The organism is Massiliimicrobium timonense (genome assembly GCF_042850985.1).
Lineage (GTDB): Bacteria > Bacillota_I > Bacilli_A > Erysipelotrichales > Coprobacillaceae > Allocoprobacillus.
The window spans coordinates 2386194-2402607 of record NZ_AP031415.1; the positions used below are offsets into that span (position 1 = coordinate 2386194).

The window sequence follows — 16414 nt, forward strand, 5'->3', positions numbered from 1 at the left end:
ACCCTCCTATTGATGAACTTCCTTAAAAGCCATGAGTGTAGCTTCATCATGTGCATAGCCTTGTTTTTCAAATTTTTCTATATTTTCTAACATATGTGCATAATTGACAGGCACAATCTTTTTAAAATGAGGTAGCCATGCTTCATAGTTTTCTAATATATCTTTAGCCAGTAGTGAACCTGTATAATCCACATGTTTTTGTAGTAATGTTTTTAATTCTTCAATATCTTTATGTTGTTTCACTTCCTGCATTGTCACTAATTCTTTATTTAAGCGTAAATATAAATCATGATCTTTATCTAAGACATAAGCGATCCCTCCGCTCATTCCTGCCGCAAAGTTCTTTCCTGTTTTGCCTAAGACAACAACTTTTCCACCTGTCATATATTCTAGTCCATGATCCCCACAGCCTTCAACTACAGCAATTGCTCCTGAATTACGCACAGCGAAACGTTCACCTGCACGTCCAGCAATATAAGCTTCTCCTGATGTTGCGCCATAGAGAGCTACATTACCGATAATCACATTATCTTGAGCCACAAACTGAGCATTTGAAGAAGGATGAATAATCAGTTTTCCACCTGATAAACCTTTTCCAAAATAATCATTGGCATCACCTTCAACACGCATTGTTAAACCTTTGGGGATAAAAGCACCAAAGGATTGTCCTGCCCCACCAAGACAATGGATTTGATAAGTATCATCTTGCAGATGATTTTGAAAACGTTTGGTGATTTCACTTCCCAGCAATGTTCCTAAACTACGATCTAAACTAGATATATGTATTGTTTCCTGATGAGGTTGATGACTATCTAGAGCAGATAAAAATTTTGGCAACAAGACTTTCAAATCCTGACTGTCTTCCAAATGGAAATCGAAAGTATCTTCTTTTTGAAAATGAACATGAAGATTCTTTTTGTCAAAGAATGATTTTAATTTCTGATATTCTGGTTTCACTTTCAATACTTCCATATGTCCTACCATTTCATCAACACTATGGAAGCCTAGCTGTGCCATAATTTCACGCAATTCTTGAGCAATAAATTTCATAAAATTCATAACATATTCTGGTTTTCCTGCAAAACGTTTTCTTAGCTCCTTATTTTGGGTTGCAATACCTGCTGGACAAGTATCAAGATTGCAGACACGCATCATCACACAGCCCATTGTCACTAATGGTGCTGTCGCAAAGCCAAATTCCTCTGCACCTAATAATGCAGCCACAGCGACATCTCTACCTGTCATTAATTTTCCATCTGTTTCTAAAACAACACGAGTTCTTAAATCATTTTCAATTAAACTCTGATGAGCTTCTGCGAGTCCTAATTCCCAAGGTAATCCGGCATAATGAATGGAACTTTGTGGAGCTGCCCCTGTTCCTCCATCATAACCTGAAATCAGAATAACTTGCGCTCCCGCTTTCGCAACACCTGAAGCAATCGTTCCAACACCTGATTCTGAAACAAGTTTCACAGAAATACGGGCATCACGATTCGCATTTTTTAAGTCATAAATTAATTGTGCTAAATCTTCAATAGAGTAAATATCATGATGTGGTGGTGGTGAAATCAAAGTGACTCCTGGTGTTGAATAACGTGTTTTAGCAATCCAAGGATAAACTTTCTGTCCTGGTAAATGTCCTCCTTCACCTGGTTTTGCCCCTTGAGCCATTTTAATTTGAATTTCTTTAGCACTCACCAGATATTCACTTGTGACACCAAAACGACCACTCGCCACCTGTTTAATGGCACTATTGGCTTCTGTGTATAATCTTTCTGGATTTTCTCCACCTTCTCCAGAATTTGATTTTCCTCCTAAACGATTCATCGCAATCGCTAAGCATTCATGTGCTTCCTTAGAAATAGAACCATAAGACATCGCTCCCGTTTTAAAACGTTTGACAATATTATCAACACTTTCAACTTCTTCAAGAGGTATAGCTTGTCGTTGTGTCATATCAAATTCTAATAAATGACGTACAGCAAATGGCTGGCTTTCTAACTGATGAGAATATTCTTTAAACAACTGATAATCATTTGTTTGTGTGGCTCTTTGAAGTAAAACAATGGTTTCAGGACTGTACATATGCACTTCACTTTGTGGTCCACGTCTGAATTTATGAAAACCTAAGCTTTTTAATGATGTATCCGTCTTTAATCCTAATGGATCAAAAGCATGATCATGATAATAATGGATATCATCTTCAATATCAGTTAAACCTTTTTCACCCACACGATAAACAGTGTTTGGAAAATAATTGTCCATAACATCTTCTTTTAAACCAACGACTTCAAAGATTTGTGCAGACTGATAAGATTGCAATGTAGAAATACCCATTTTCGCTGCAATCTTCACAATTCCTTTTAAAATCGCATGATTATAATCTTCAATAGCTTTATTTTCTTCCTTATCTAACATATTCAGCTGTATCATTTCAATAATGCATTCATGAGCTAAATAAGGATAAATAGCTGTCGCTCCAAAACCTAATAGACAGGCAAACTGATGAACATCTCGCGGTTCCCCACTTTCTAAGACAATGGACATGGCTGTTTTCTTTTTTGTTTTAACCAGATGACTTTCGACAGCTGATACAGCTAACAATGAAGGAATAACCAGATGGTTATCATCTACACCTTTATCAGAAAGAATTAAGATATTGACTCCTTGACGATAAGCCTTATCACAATCAAGGAATAATTGATTCAAAGCCTCTGTTAAGGAAATACCTTTATAATACAATAAAGAAATAACCTGACTATGGAAACCATTACGATTTAACTGTTTCAGTTTATCCATATCACGACTATCTAAGATTGGATTATTGATTTCGAGTACCTGACAGTTATCAGACTGGTCCTGCAATAAATTTCCATCTGAACCTAAATAGACTGTTGTATCTACAACCACTTCTTCTCTTAAAGAATCAATCGGTGGATTGGTCACTTGAGCAAACTGTTGTTTAAAATAATGGAATAATGTGGGATGTTTTTGACTCAACATTGCAAGAGGAATATCAGTTCCCATTGATGCAGTTGGTTCAATTCCATTTTTAGCCATAGGTAAAATCATATCTTTGACATCTTCATATGTATAACTAAAAATCTTATATAAGATATCGCGATCACTTTGACTATGAATATGTGATTTCTTATCTGGTGCTGGTAAGTCTTTTAAATGTAATAAATAATAATCCAGCCATTCTCCATAAGGATGTTCTTTCGCATAACTCATTTTACAGATATCATCTTCAATTAATTGTTGTTTTTGTGTATCAACCAATAACATCTTTCCTGGCTGAAGACGTGATTTTTTGACAATATGACTTTCATCAATATCCAAAACACCAACTTCTGATGATAAAATCAATGTCTGATCATCTAAAATATAATAACGTGATGGCCTTAACCCATTTCTATCTAAGGTTGCACCCATGAAAATACCATCAGAAAATAAAATCGCTGCTGGTCCATCCCATGGCTCCATCATTGTCGCATAATAATGATAAAAATCCTTTTTCTCTTGTGACATAGCTGTATGTTTCCATGGTTCTGGAATCAACAACATCATAGCTTTAGCCAATGGCATACCATTCATATATAAGAATTCTAAAGTATTATCTAACATCGCTGAATCTGAACCTCGAACATCTACAATCGGATAGATTTTGGCCATATCTTTTTGAAAATAAGGAGAATGGAGCGTTTCTTCTCTAGCCAACATACGATTCGCATTGCCACGAATCGTATTAATTTCTCCATTATGGGCAATCATACGATTAGGATGAGCCCTTTGCCAGCTTGGATTGGTATTGGTAGAAAATCGTGAATGAACCAATGCTATGGCACTATGATAATCATGATCCTGCAAGTCATCATAGAACTGTCTTAACTGATGAACAAGAAACATACCTTTGTAAACAATGGTTGATGAAGATAAAGAAACAACATATGTCTGTGGTGAAGATTTTTCAAATTCACGTCGTATCACATATAAAACTCTTTCAAAGTCCATTCTTTGTTGACAAGTTTTAGGCTTTTCAATAAAGCATTGCATAATATAAGGCATACAATCTTTGGCTTTTTGTCCTAAAATATCTTCATGACATGGAACTTGACGCCATCCCAAAAATGTTGCCTGATGTTTCAAGACAATACGCTCTAACGTTTTCATGGCTTTTTGTCTTGTCAGTGTATCTTGTGGTAAAAAAAACATTCCCACCGCATAATCATAAGGTTGAGGCAAAGCTATATGAAGCTGTCTGGTAATTTTACTAAAGAAACGATGTGAAATTTGTAATAAGATTCCTACACCATCTCCTACCTTTCCACTGGCATCTTTTCCAGCACGATGTTCCAGTTTTTCAACAATAGTTAATGCCTGATTGACGACCTGGTAATCCTGTCTACCATCAATATGCACAACAGCTCCAATACCACAGGCATCATGTTCTTTGACATTATGTAATCCCTGATTATATTCTTTCATCCAATCATCCTCTCTACTTTCCACTATCTCCATAATTTTTTAGGAATCTGGCAGATGGATCATCAACCTGACAGCCTTCCCAATTGGAATTAGGCATCCAGAATCCTTTAATCATATGTGCCTGATGTGGATAATATTTTTCAAAGATTTCACGATATAACAAAGATTCTTTTGTAAATGGTGTCGCAAAATCATATTTTTTTCTTTTTTCTTCAAATTCCTGATCACTATAATAATCATTAGCATAGGCTTTGATTTCATCACTTAATGAATGTCCTACAGCATCTGAAAAAGCAGCTTTTTCACGCATCAAAATATCTTGAGGTAAATATCCTTTATCAAATGCTTTACGCAATAAATACTTTCCTTTTCCATATGTATTCATTTTTAATTTTGGATCAATATGCATGACATAATCCACAAAAGCCAAATCGCCAAAAGGCACACGTGCCTCTAATGAATGGACACTGATACAGCGATCAGCACGTAAGACATCATACATATAAATTTCTCGAATACGTTTTTCAGCTTCCTTTTGAAATTCTTTAGCATTCGGTGCAAAATCAGTATATTTGTAACCAAATAATTCATCTGAAATCTCACCTGTTAATAAAACTCTAATATCTGTATGTTGATGAATATGCTGACAGACAAGATACATTCCAATCGATGCACGAATCGTTGTAATATCATACGTTCCTAATGCTGCAATAACGGGTTCTATCGCATGAAGCACATCATCTTTGGTGATAATCACTTCAGTATGTTCACTGCCAATAAAATCAGCCACTTCTTTAGCGTATTTTAAATCAATCGCATCACTTTCCATGCCAATCGCAAAAGTACGAATCGGCTTCTTTAATAAGCGTGATGATACAGCACATACAAGTGAAGAATCTAAACCTCCACTTAGCAGGAAACCTAATGGAGCATCAGCATCCAGTCTTTTTTCAATACCTTTGACTAATAAATCATGAATTTTTGTATAAATTGTTTCAAGATGATCATGATGATAGTTTTCCACCAGACTCATATCTCTATAACAAACAAACTCCCCATTTTGATAATAGTGTCCAGGTGGAAAAGGGATAATCTCATCACAGATGCCAACTAAATTTTTAGCTTCAGAAGCAAAGACAATGTGCTGATTTTGGTCATAACCATAAAATAATGGACGAATGCCAATAGGATCTCTGGCTGCGATAAATTCTTTTGTATCACCATCAAAAAGAATCAATGCAAATTCTCCATCTAATTCTTTAAACATGTCTACACCCATTTTTTGATAAAGAGGAAGCAGGATTTCACAATCACTCTCCCCTTGAAAGTCAAAGCCCTGCTTCATCAATTCTTCTTTCACTGGTCTAAAACCATAGATTTCACCATTACACACAACATAATGATTCCCTCTTTGAAATGGTTGCATACCATACTCATTTAATCCCATGATGGATAAACGTTGAAATCCCAATAGCCCTTTACCTGTATCAATAATACGCATAGCATCAGGCCCTCTTGTATGTGTTCTTTCAAATCCTTTTAAAAATACTTCTTTTGATGCATGTTGTGCACAATATCCCATAATCGAACACATTGTCATAACCCCTCTCTTTTATCATTTTATAAAATACCAAATAACAGTTTGCCATATGTTGGGAATGGCCATACATTTTCAGCAGTTAATGTTTCCAATTCATCACATGGTGTACGTAAAGCACTCATAGCTGGAATGACTTCATCTCGATAATAGAAAGCTGCCTTTTCAAAGTCTTCAATCGCTTCAGCTTCTTTTAAGACTTTGTCTAAATGTTTTGTTGCTTTGAAAGCTTTATCTAATAATGCTGAAACATCTTTTAAAGTTTCTTTTTCATAAACATTTTCTAACTTGGCAACTTCTGTTTTCATTGCACAAGTTTGTGCTAAGTCATATGAATATTGACTAACAGCTGGTAAGATTTCTTTTTGAGACATATTGACCATTGTTAAAGCTTCAATATGCAAAATTTTGACATATTCTTCCATCATAATTTCATAACGAGAATGAACCTCTTCTTCATCAAAAACTTTATGTCTTTTAAACAATTCAATATTGTCTTCCTTAATAAAATATGGTAAAGCATCAGGCGTTGTACGTAAGTTTAATAGTCCACGTTTCTTGGCTTCTTCGACCCATGAATCATCATAACCATTACCATTGAAAATAATACGTTTATGTTCTTTGATTGTTCCTTGAATCAATGCATGTAATGCTGAAGAAAAATCCGGTGCTTTTTCTAGAATATCCGCAAATTCTTTTAATTCATCTGCAATCACTGTATTTAAAACAATATTACATCCTGCAATAGATGAACTTGATCCTGGCATACGGAATTCAAATTTATTACCTGTAAAAGCAAATGGTGAAGTACGGTTACGATCTGTTGTATCTTTAGGAAATTTAGGTAAGACATGAGCCCCAATCTTCATGACTTCTTTTTCCTTAGAATCATATGGTCGATCTTCTTCAATAGCTTTTAAGATTTCAGCTAATTCATCACCTAAGAAAACAGAAATAATAGCTGGCGGTGCTTCGTTAGCTCCCAAACGATGATCGTTACCTGCAGTCGCAACAGATAATCTCAACAAATCCTGATGTTCATCAGCCGCTTTAATCACAGCGCATAAGAATAATAAGAATTGAGCATTTTCATGTGGTGTATCTCCAGGTTCTAATAAATTCACACCTGTATCTGTTGATAATGACCAGTTATTATGCTTCCCACTTCCATTAATACCATCAAATGGCTTTTCATGTAATAAAGCTACCAAACCATGTTTTTTCGCAATTCTTTGAATCAATTCCATTGTCAATTGGTTATGATCAGTCGCAATATTGGTAGTAGAGAAAATAGGTGCTAACTCATGTTGAGCTGGTGCAACTTCATTGTGTTCGGTTTTCACTAAGACACCTAATTTCCATAATTCTTCATTTAAATCATTCATAAATTCTTGTACTCTACTCTTAATCGTTCCAAAATAATGATCTTCCATTTCCTGTCCTTTTGGAGATGGTGCACCAAATAAAGTACGTCCTGTATAAATCAAGTCTTTTCTTTGTTCATAATATTTTTTATCGACTAAGAAATATTCCTGTTCAGGTCCCACTGTTGTTTTAACATTCTTAACATTTTCGTTACCAAATAACTTTAAGATACGTAATGCCTGTTTATTAATAGCCTGCATACTTCTTAATAATGGTGTCTTTTTGTCTAAAGCATGTCCTGAATAAGAACAGAATGCTGTAGGAATACATAAAACACCATTTTTAATAAAAGCATAAGATGTCGGATCCCAAGCTGTATATCCTCTGGCTTCAAATGTTGCACGTAATCCCCCATTCGGGAAAGATGACGCATCTGGTTCACCTTTAATTAATTCCTTACCAGAAAATTCTAAAATAACTTTCCCATTTTTGTTTGTACCAATAAAACCATCATGCTTTTCAGCTGTTACACCTGTCATTGGCTGAAACCAGTGCGTATAATGTGTAGCTCCATGTTCCACAGCCCAATCTTTCATCGCATTCGCCACAGCATTTGCAATCTTGATATTTAAAGATTTCCCCTCTTTGATTGTTTTTTGAAGCTCTCTGAAAGTATCTTTCGCAAGTCTTTCTTCCATAACATCTTCATCAAATACTAATGTTCCAAAAATATCAGTTATCTTTTTCTCCATATCTATCACTCCTTCTTATAAACGCTTATTTCTCGTTTACTTATCTTGCATTATGATACAGTGAATCATTTTTGTCAATGATTTTTTATCATTTTAATAAATTATTATTATATTCTATTGAAAAAACACAATTCTTTCGCTATAATATTCACGAATAGGAGATATTGAATCCCAAAGTACATGTTTTTGTGTAACATCTTATACAACAAATCTCAATATATATCTCCTATTCTTTTATAAATAAGGAGAATATAAATGGATGATTTAAAAGAATTACATGAAGAATGTGGTGTATTTGGTGTTTTTCAACACCCAAGTGCTGCCAAACTTTGTTATTATGGTTTACATGCTCTACAACATCGTGGACAGGAAGGTGCTGGTATATTAGTAGCGAATAACCATCAGCTTTCTATTCATAAGGGTGAAGGACTTGTAACCGAAGTTTTTAATAACACTAAACTCAATCAAATGAAAGGTATTCACGCTATTGGACATGTGCGTTATTCTACTGCCGGTGGCGGTGGCATTATGAATGTGCAGCCTCTTTTATTTAGAACTATGCATGGTGATATGGGAATCTGTCATAATGGTAATATTGTCAATGCGAATGTACTCAAAGAAAAACTGGAAGAACAAGGGAGTATCTTCTCATCTTCATCAGATACAGAAATCTTAGGACATCTTATTAAACGTGCCAAAGGTCATATGATTGATCGTATTTGTATGGCATTAGAACAGTTGGATGGAGCTTTTGCTTTTCTCATTCTTCTAGAAGACCGTCTTTATGCAGCGAGAGATCGCTATGGATTAAGACCTCTTGCGATTGGACAGCTACCTAATGGTGCTTATGTCTTTGCCTCTGAAACATGTGCACTAGATATTGTAGGCGCTCAGTTTTTAAGAGATGTCGAACCTGGAGAAATAGTCAGAGTCAAAGGCAATCAATTGTTATCTCGTCTTTATACAAAACAGCCTATTCATGACAAAATCTGTGCTATGGAATATGTATATTTTTCTCGTCCTGATAGTACAATTGATGGCATCAATGTTCATACAACACGTAAAAATGCTGGAAAACAACTTTATTTAGAAAGTCCAGTAGATGCTGATATTGTCATTGGGGTGCCTGATTCTTCTATTTCCGCTGCCATTGGATATGCAGAGGCTTCGCACATCCCTTATGAAATGGGACTGATTAAAAACAAATATGTAGGAAGAACATTCATTCAGCCTACGCAAGAATTAAGAGATCAAGGTGTTCGCATGAAACTTTCTGCTGTTTCTTCTATTGTGAATCAAAAAAGAGTCATCATGATTGACGACTCTATTGTCAGAGGAACAACATCCAAACGTATTGTGACTTTATTAAAAGAAGCAGGTGCTACAGAAGTTCATGTTAGAATTGCTTCACCTGCAATCAAATATCCTTGTTTCTATGGTGTAGACACGTCTACTCTTGATGAATTGATTTCTCATAAGATGACAACTCAGGAGCTTTGCGAATACATCGGTGCAGATTCACTAGCATTTATCAGTGAAGAAGGACTGAAAAAATCTATTCATTTTAAAAAAGAACATACCTGTGATTTATGTATGGCATGTTTTAATAAGCAATATGTCACACCACTTTATGATAATGATTTTCAAGATGATTAAGACATCTTTTTAATAACTATTTAAAGTCATACTATTTTATAATGTTTGAAAAGAGAAGCTTCACCAAGCTTCTCTTTATGCAATTCATTATTAAAATGAACATAATCTTTTATTTTCGATATGATTTCATCCTGTGAGATATGATTGAGCATTGTATATCTTATACGATAATAACAATCATCCAAATAAACTGTAAAATAACATTCATTTGTATCAGTATTCATATTTATAATCACTTGAGCATCATCAACAACAATCATTTCTTCTTTTCCAATAATAGACTGTGGATAACTCGTTTGTTGATGAATAGTATATTCTGTAGTTTTGGAATCTAATGTAAAAATATACTCATAAGGTTCATAATCTTCAAAATGAATAAAATAATTTACATGTACACTTAAAAGCTTATATTCACCTGTATTGATAAAAGCATCAAAATCATAAAGGTCATAAAATGACAAATGAGAATATTTCTCAAAATCTTTTATATTTTGGAAATTATGTATCTTGTTGACATCAATAAAGAGTGATTGAATGATCAAATAAACAATAACATAGATACCTAAACCTATAATCAGCAAAATACCTATCATTTTCACTATTTTTGTCATTCTTATCATCCCCTTATATAATAATCTATTTTATAAGACAATTTGTATCGCTATAAAAAACGCCAAAATACTTATTACAAGTAAAACACCTAAGATTTTTAATTTAACATTTTCTTGTTTGATTGATAACCATGAAAAACGTTCCGTTATGAATTGCTGATGATAGAATTCATAGACATCTATTCCTACAAACAATAGATATATAAGAATTAATTTCCGATTTTGAAAATGAATAATATGAATAAAATAAAACTGCTGGAATGAATAGAGTTAGCATAATGTATAAGCCTTTAGAATATTTTAACATATGCCAATGACTATATCTTTGATAACTTTGTGAAAAAACTCTTTTAAGCATAAGAAATGAACATGCCATTAGAAACCATATATCTGTTGACGTCAAAACAAACATCGTTATTCCTCCTATCAATAAGAAAGATAAACACATCTTTCTTATTGTAAATGTAACATAAAGTTATAAAATTCCTGTGTATCCATTGTTCTAACGTAAATGATATTTAACAGCTCTCCCTTTCCCCGACTTATAAATAATATTTTTATCAGATAATGAATTCAGTATTCTAATAAGCTTTGCCTTATTATAATGACTTTGTTTTTCTATTTCTGCTCTTGATAGTTTTAAATTCCCATGAAAAATCTGTATAATCTGTTGTTCTTCACTTGTTAAATTAGTAACCTCTAATACAGTTGGTAATATGATTGTTATAGAGTTCTCATAGACTTTGAATTGTGGTTTCGTTAAAGAATTGTTATAGGATTTATTGATTCTTTTGATTCCTGTACCAAACATTTCTATATATCTCAGTCTATAGAAAACATTACCTATAATTGGATTTCTAAGCATTGAAATCTGTCCATCAAGATATTCTGATTCACTCATTACTGAAGGGAGTCCTCCTGGAGATCTTATCTCAATTCTATCATCAAACATACTAACCATTATAAATGCATCAATATCCCAGAAGCGATGAATAATAGCGTTGGCTATAGCTTCACGAAAGGCATTTTCTGGAATACGTGTGACAATCTTTCTAGAAGTTCCGTCAATTTTTTCATATTGATAATATTTTTTATACATTTCAACGCTTTCTTCCAATAACAACAAGATAGACTTATTTTCTAAAGTGACTCTATCCATAATTTCATCAATATCTTGACCAAACCTTATCATATCGACACCTTTATAATCATTTTGATCAGCAAGTAATGCTGCAGCATTATTATATTGATGATTTTTTGTATATAAATCTAATGTTTTCAAAATATCATCATTGACTTTTTGTATAGCCAATTTATCTTTCAAAGCTTTTTCTAAACATTGAAACGTTAAATCCTGTTTTCGAGCAACAAGTTCTTCATATGACTGATGATTTCCTTCTAATATCAGTCTGTTCAATTCTAGTCTATCTACTTCAATAGTTGATGTATCGTGTCTTTTATATGCTTTTCCTTTATATAAATAAGGTTTGAAGTCACTTTCATAAACAGTAAGAGTAATTGTTGAATCATCATTAATATTCAAATCATATACTGGCACAGGATTCATATTATCATTCATCTTGTTTTCAATACTTAAACAATCATCTATTGTATTTTTTATTCCTTTGACTTGACCATCATCATCAATTCCAAAAACAATTCTTCCTGTTCCATAGTTTGCGAAAGCACTGACTGTCTTGAGAAATGTGTTGGATTGTATTGTTTCTTTACACTCTAAATTTTTAGATTCTTTCATAACGGTCTCCTCCTTGAATATATTATATTATCGTTCCATTCGTTTTGCAACGAAAAATATTATCGTTGCATTTTTATCGCAACGAAAGAAAAAATCGTTCCAAATCATATGCAACGATAAAAATAACTATTAAAAAGTATGACCATAACATTCATTATTAAACTCTTTCAATCAATTTAAATAAACTTTTTCACTACCTGCATAAACACTATATTTAACAACTATATATCAATTCAAAAAGCAATTAATCATATAAACTAACCGATTTAAATGAATAAAATTAAAATCAGCATAAATCATTTCAATAATAATAGTATCAACATTATGACTAGTAATATAATCATCGGAGCAATGAACATAAGTCAATAGAAACAATACTTCTTCTTTTTAAATTCATTAATGTTATATTAGTGTTTATCCTCAGTAACTTCTGGTTTTCATAATTGAAGTTCAATATTACTTTGACGATTCTCCCATCGAGAAAGAGCTTGATGGGGATGTACTTCATTCTTTTTGCAACGAAAATATTATCGTTGCATTACTATCAGTTAATTATCAAATGATAGTTGTGTTCAATAAGCTACAATTTCTCTGAAAAACAAAAATTTCAAATATCTACAAGATTTACTCAAATTCCTTTTCATGTTTTTTAAAAAAATCATAAAAATATCTCACATTTTCTAAATTGCTCCATTTCATAATGGCATATTCCTTTGAATCAAGATTATATATTTTTGCATCCAAAGTTCCTAACATAAAAGGTGAATGAGTCGCTATAATGAATTGACACTCAAACCATCTTGCCATATCATTGATTTCTTTAGCTAAGGCAACTTGATTTGCAGGAGAAAGAGACACCTCAGGTTCATCTAATAAATATAATGCATCCGGTTGCAAGAAGTCATCGAAGTACTGCATAGATGTTTCACCATTAGAATATTTTTCTTAAGCAAACATGATATATTCCATCTGTCTAGAACCTTCTTTTGATTCCAAATATTGTCTTGCTTCTTCCTTTGTCATTCCCTTTTTTACATAATCATACAACATTCCATCTGATAACACTTGTTTCTGTTGAATTTTCTTCACCTCATATAAAATATCTTCGCTTTTGATATAGCGACTATTCACTGGCAGACATTTAATCTTATGACCAAGTTCATCTTCACCTAGACAATAAGAACATTCAAAACAGAATGCATCGTAGTAATTTTTTGTACCATATAAATTACTCGTAGCATTTTCTTGACCTCTCATACCTAATTTATTAGCAATAATATTAAGTAATGTTGATTTTCCAGAACCATTATTTCCATAAAAAACTGTTATTGGAGTAAATACGAAAGGCTCTATATCTTTATTTCTAAAAACATTATAAGGATAGATATGAGGATTAGATATTTGTGAATCACTCAATTGAAAACTTCTTAAATATATCATGAATAAAGAATCACCCTTTCTTTTCTAAATTAGGTTTTTTATCATTTTTGTTTTCCAAAATATTCTAATAAGTTAGATATTCCTGAAATTATCCAAAATATCGCTATTATAATTAAGACAATTCTCCATCCTTTAGAAACTTCTGCAATAAAAATAAAAGTATATAAAGCAAATATACTTAATAACAGGCAAATTATTGTTGTAATTACTTTTATTTTTTTACGTTTATCCATAATGAAACACCTCCATAAATTAGGATTTGTCAGCAACTTAATGCTTCGTTTATAGCTACTTTTTAACGGATGCAATCCTAACTGCTGAGGCCATCCCACCATCGCCATATGTTGGATTCTTAATAAATCTATCTGCTGATTTGCTTAACTTCTGATTATTTTTAATTGAATGAATAATTTCATTTTCCCATCCAAATAACCTCGCATCAGAAATAGCTTCAACATCAAGTATTACATCCGTGAGATTATTACTATAACTACTCTTGTGTTTTTCTATGATATAACGCATGAGCTCAAATCGTTTATTCATACTTTTTATATTTGCAGAAGTAGGGGCAGTTCGATAGTTAATCAATGGTTTTTCAACAATTCCAACATAAGCATCTGGCGAAGTTTCTAACATACTTAAAAAGAAATCCCAATCCTCAAAGCCAGAACGCATTGCTTCATCATAACCTTTACATTGTTCATAAAACTCTTTACGGAGAATATGTGTTGCAGGACAACAATTATGAGATAAAAACGACACTATATTTCCACCAGTAGGGCAAACTACTGCATCTAAAACTCCAAAAGTATGCATCCATGATGAAGCTATAACCATTGAAGGATCATCGTAAAGCAATTTACTAACTTCTTCAATATATCCAGTTTCAAGATTGTCGTCCCCATCAAGAATTAAAACCATTGATGATTGTGTTTTATTGATGCCGGTATTTCTAGCTGCTGATACTCCACTATTTTTTTGAAAATGTATAGTTACTGGAACTAATAATTCATTATTATTTTTTATACTTGTTAATACTTCTAAAGAATATTTATCAGTTGAACCATCATCAACAATAATAATTCTTTTAGGTAATAATGTTTGGCTACATACAGATTGGACTGCTTCCAAAATCATAGAACCTTGATTATAACTCGTTATAACAACTTCTATATCTGTTTTTGAGATCGTACTATATTTTTTAATATGCATAATTTCCCATCCCTTCAACAAATTCCAATTTTCAAACCATCTTACTCATTATTAAAGCAATAATTAAAGCAATTATTGCAAATCCAACTATGGTTCCCAGCCATTTGACTATTTTCATTTTTGTAGGAATATAAGGTTTTAATTCTTCTGTATTGGGTATATCCCACGCTTTTGTATGTTCTACCCAATACCAGTCAACAAAAAATCTATCAAATAGCCCCATTATATACATTATAAATAAACTTTGAATAAAAATATTTCCAAACTCTTTTGCATCATTTATATAGCAAACCATTAATGGCACTAGAATAAAACAAGGTAAGTATAAAACTATAATTGATATAATGGTTTGTTTCTTTATTTCTTTTTGAGTAGTATATCCTAATTTTATCGCTTTTTCTTGAACATTCTTTTCGTAAAATACAGTAAATTTTTCAGGACCATTTGCTATACCAATAACACAAAACATTAAAAGTATAAAACATAATACTATACCTTCCATTAGTAACATTAGAATTAACATTAAAATCAACTCGCTTTCAAATTCTAATTTAAATTACTTTTATTTATTATTCAAAACTAATTTTTTTATTTTAGAAGTGTCTTGGACATAAGTTTCAGTATAACCACACTCTGGACAAACTGCACATTTAAGTTTACCTAAGTTTTCTTTGAAAATTCCTTGTTGTGTAACCTTTACTCCATATGCTCCTCCTTCAACCTTAACATCCAAGTCTTCAACCATTTCTATGTTACATCTTATACACTTTCTCATGCCTATATCTCCAAATTTCAATATTATAAACTAGGATTTATATTCTTTCTTTTGTTTATATGACCACCTATAAGACTACCAAAGAACGATAATATAAAATAACTAATGATGTATATCATGGCTGAGTCATTATAAAACATATACATTGTAAGAAAAAATAATCCTGCTACAAAGAAAGGAATATATATTTTAAATCCATATTTCATACAAAAGAAAATCGGAACAATAAGAGCCCATAAATTATTAACTATCCATAAATCTGTTAAAAATGTATATGTTATACTTTCCGGAAAAATCAAATTTATAATTGGAATTGCGTTATATACCACGAGTGTTGAGATTCCTATTATCATAATGCTTTTTTCATGCTTTCCCTAAATTATCAAACTAGGATTTATCGTTTCTTCACAAGCCAATTATCATTTTGCGTTTTTCTTTCCGCGTAGTAACCACATGGCATATCTTTAAGAACACCAACAGAATTGTCTAAATCGAACGCTTCTTTTAGAAATACCAGTCTTGCTTCGTCTGTATCATGTGTTGAACCACACAAAAATTGCCACATTCCGTCATCTTCATCATGAGATACATATAAAATAGGTTTGCCATCATCTATAATATGGCAACAGATTATCGTGGCTGTATTAGGTGCATCATAAAAAGGAAAATCCATATTCAACGCTCCTTCCAAATTCCAATTTTCTTACTTCTTGTATATTTATTATACCAGTAACTATTATCCACAACAACGATATCCTTCTA

14 protein-coding genes are annotated in these 16414 nt (G+C 32.5%); 1 reads left to right on the forward strand and 13 read right to left on the reverse strand.

All coding sequences use genetic code 11. The annotated features are described in order from the left end of the window. Window positions 1-6: 6 nt before the first annotated feature. Genes gltB through ACGHJ8_RS12500 form a run of 3 tightly spaced genes read right to left on the reverse strand, consistent with a single transcriptional unit; the run spans window position 7 to window position 8202 of the window. Entirely contained in the window at window positions 7-4488 is a 4482-nt protein-coding gene (gene gltB, locus ACGHJ8_RS12490; RefSeq protein WP_390540678.1) for a glutamate synthase large subunit, read from the reverse strand. Window positions 4489-4501: 13 nt separating this feature from the next. After that, window positions 4502-6082, reverse strand: a complete 1581-nt coding sequence (gene asnB, locus ACGHJ8_RS12495; protein ID WP_390540680.1) for an asparagine synthase B — start codon at window positions 6080-6082, stop codon at window positions 4502-4504. 26 nt (window positions 6083-6108) lie between these two features. After that, window positions 6109-8202 carry a glutamine synthetase III gene (locus ACGHJ8_RS12500; RefSeq protein ID WP_390540682.1) on the reverse strand — a complete coding sequence of 698 codons (2094 nt, stop codon included), beginning with the start codon at window positions 8200-8202 and terminating at the stop codon, window positions 6109-6111. A gap of 255 nt (window positions 8203-8457) precedes the next feature. Between ACGHJ8_RS12500 and purF the strand changes: the two genes are divergently transcribed. Continuing rightward, the gene (gene purF, locus ACGHJ8_RS12505; RefSeq protein WP_390540684.1) at window positions 8458-9858 is read left to right on the forward strand and encodes an amidophosphoribosyltransferase; all 1401 of its coding nucleotides are present in this window, start codon (window positions 8458-8460) and stop codon (window positions 9856-9858) included. Between the two features lie 26 nt (window positions 9859-9884). Here the strand turns inward: purF and ACGHJ8_RS12510 are convergent, their stop codons facing one another. The 10 genes from ACGHJ8_RS12510 to ACGHJ8_RS12555 all read right to left on the reverse strand — a co-directional run bounded on the left by ACGHJ8_RS12510 (window position 9885) and on the right by ACGHJ8_RS12555 (window position 16325). After that, a complete protein-coding gene (locus tag ACGHJ8_RS12510; protein WP_390540686.1) occupies window positions 9885-10469 on the reverse strand; it encodes a hypothetical protein in 585 nt (194 codons plus the stop codon). A 30-nt stretch (window positions 10470-10499) separates the two neighbouring features. After that, a complete protein-coding gene (locus tag ACGHJ8_RS12515; protein ID WP_390540688.1) occupies window positions 10500-10664 on the reverse strand; it encodes a hypothetical protein in 165 nt (54 codons plus the stop codon). Between the two features lie 307 nt (window positions 10665-10971). Next, a complete protein-coding gene (locus ACGHJ8_RS12520) occupies window positions 10972-12225 on the reverse strand; it encodes an ATP-binding protein (RefSeq protein WP_390540690.1) in 1254 nt (417 codons plus the stop codon). A gap of 624 nt (window positions 12226-12849) precedes the next feature. Further along, window positions 12850-13143 carry an AAA family ATPase gene (locus ACGHJ8_RS12525; RefSeq protein WP_390540692.1) on the reverse strand — a complete coding sequence of 98 codons (294 nt, stop codon included), beginning with the start codon at window positions 13141-13143 and terminating at the stop codon, window positions 12850-12852. A 27-nt stretch (window positions 13144-13170) separates the two neighbouring features. Next, window positions 13171-13665: an AAA family ATPase gene (locus ACGHJ8_RS12530; RefSeq protein ID WP_390540694.1), complete on the reverse strand. Its 495-nt coding sequence runs from the start codon at window positions 13663-13665 to the stop codon at window positions 13171-13173. Between the two features lie 41 nt (window positions 13666-13706). Then, window positions 13707-13898 carry a hypothetical protein gene (locus ACGHJ8_RS12535; RefSeq protein ID WP_087297377.1) on the reverse strand — a complete coding sequence of 64 codons (192 nt, stop codon included), beginning with the start codon at window positions 13896-13898 and terminating at the stop codon, window positions 13707-13709. 55 nt (window positions 13899-13953) lie between these two features. Beyond that, window positions 13954-14898 carry a glycosyltransferase family A protein gene (locus tag ACGHJ8_RS12540; RefSeq protein WP_249191368.1) on the reverse strand — a complete coding sequence of 315 codons (945 nt, stop codon included), beginning with the start codon at window positions 14896-14898 and terminating at the stop codon, window positions 13954-13956. Window positions 14899-14908: 10 nt separating this feature from the next. After that, on the reverse strand, window positions 14909-15388 hold the full coding sequence (locus ACGHJ8_RS12545) for a hypothetical protein (RefSeq protein ID WP_162607669.1): 480 nt from the start codon (window positions 15386-15388) through the stop codon (window positions 14909-14911). Between the two features lie 51 nt (window positions 15389-15439). Next, window positions 15440-15652, reverse strand: a complete 213-nt coding sequence (locus tag ACGHJ8_RS12550; RefSeq protein ID WP_390540697.1) for a nucleic acid-binding protein — start codon at window positions 15650-15652, stop codon at window positions 15440-15442. Between the two features lie 394 nt (window positions 15653-16046). Further along, a complete protein-coding gene (locus tag ACGHJ8_RS12555; protein ID WP_390540699.1) occupies window positions 16047-16325 on the reverse strand; it encodes a hypothetical protein in 279 nt (92 codons plus the stop codon). Window positions 16326-16414 lie beyond the last annotated feature (89 nt).